Genomic DNA, 1,858 nt, shown 5'->3' on the forward strand with positions numbered 1-1,858 from the left:
TCGTGATCGCCGGTGCATATTGGGTGATACGCCAAGGCAGCCAAAAGGCAAGCACCACCGTGAAATACACGTTGATCGATTATGAAGGGCGGAAACTTTCGCTAGAGAGGGTCATGGCCTCGTGGAAGGGAAGTCGGGTCGCCGCGTTCGATGGGGCGCAGACCGACGATATCCGCATACTGACCCGGGTCGGCTTTGGCAAGAGCGCGAACCGCACGCGGACAAGAACGATCGTGGGCAATCGCGGGTCGGGCCCATTCGCCATGTAGTGGATACGTTACTATTTGCACGCACGCCGCCGCAGTCTGAACCGGTGATCTCGGTGGTCAGGAAGGGGTCGCCGCGACTCGTTTTCGTAGAGGTGGGCGTCAAAATCCTGAGAAACTGCGAACGGCGACATCGCCCCCGGGGCTTCAACAATTATGCTGGTCGGGTTGCTGGCGTCTTAGGTGAGGTCTAGTTGGGGCGGATGCCAGGTGTCGAAGTTTCCGGCTAAATGAGGGGCCATCCGACAACCTATGTTGCATCTGCGCTCTACATCACTTGCCCTCGGACGCTCGGTTACGCGATTCATACGGTCCCGTTTAGTCGGCTTCAGCCTCTCGGTACTCGTGTTGGCTGCGGCATCGTTGGTCGCGATCCCAGCAATGATCACGGCGAGTGGAAAAGCCGTTTGGGGCGTGATTGCACTCGGGCAAGTGATTGGCGCTATCGGCGCTGTTGCTGTCGGTTATGGTTGGGGCTGGTTTGGCCCGGCAAGAATCGCGCGAGGCTCCGCGACGGGACGGCGAACTGAATATATCGAATCGGTAGTGGCGAGGGCTGCGCTGACGTTGCCAGTTTCGGCTGTCGCTGCCGCCGTTGCTTACCTGCTCGCTCCAACTGCTCCGCTGTTCGCAGTCGCGGGCGCGATATCCGCAACTAGCGTCGGACTCACTGCGAATTGGTACTTTGTCGGACTAGCTCGTCCATTCACTATGTTGGCTTTGGATACATTCCCACGAGCAGCTGGCACGGGAGCCGGAGTACTTCTGATGTACGCGGGGCACAGCGCGATCGTGGGTCCACTCGGAATGTTATTCGGAATGGGTGGGGGCTTCGCGCTTTCAACGTATTGGATTTTGTGGGATACGAAGCGAAACGGCGCGGAAATCCGTCGGCTCCGTTCGTTGCGACAAATTCTTGTTCTAAACCGTAACGGGGTGGCCTCAGCGTTGTGCTTCGCTGCTTACAATGCGGCACCGCTGGCGATTGTTTCTGTTGTTGCTCCAGGCGTTCAGCCAGCGTTCGCCCTAGTGAACAGGATCGACGTGCAGATCCATGCCGCGTCGGCGCCGGTTGTTATGATCCTTCAGGGTTGGGTACCGCGGGGGCCTGAATCAAGTCGAGTTCGCCGCGCGGATGTTGCGCTAGTAAGCGCTTGCGCTCTCGCGGTCTTCCTCGGCGTCGCTACAGTAATCTTGGCCCCCTACCTCGTTAGTTGGCTTGGGAGCGAGCAGGTTTCCGTATCCAGGGCAGTGGTGTTGCTAATGTCAGTCTGTGTTTCGGTGACCCTATTCAAATCAGTCCTAGAACGCGCAGCACTAGCCACTTTCGAACGGCTTCGCATTGTCGCGATAGCGCTAACCTTTGGCTCGCTAGTGGGTCTGCCGTTAGTGGGCGTTGGAGCCCTTCAGCTCGGGACGGCTGGGGCATTAGGGGGCGTTCTTGCCGGCCTGCTGATATGTGTGGCTATCGAACTGGTCGCCTATGTGCGGAGTGTACGTCCTGAATTTGGACATGGTCGGCACGGTTCTTCGTGTGCAGTGCCTTGACCTGCGGACCACTGCGAGGGACCGATACTCAGTGCTGCGTGTGA

The 1,858-nt window shown here is 58.5% G+C and carries 1 protein-coding gene; it reads left to right on the plus strand.

Going from position 1 to position 1,858, the window contains the following annotated elements:
• The coding region (locus tag ABQE44_RS25705) for a hypothetical protein (protein WP_448432633.1) at positions 1–269 on the plus strand (269 nt) is incomplete at its 5' end.
• Between the last annotated feature and the right edge of the window lie 1,589 nt (positions 270–1,858).

The organism is Mycolicibacterium sp. XJ2546 (genome assembly GCF_053483195.1).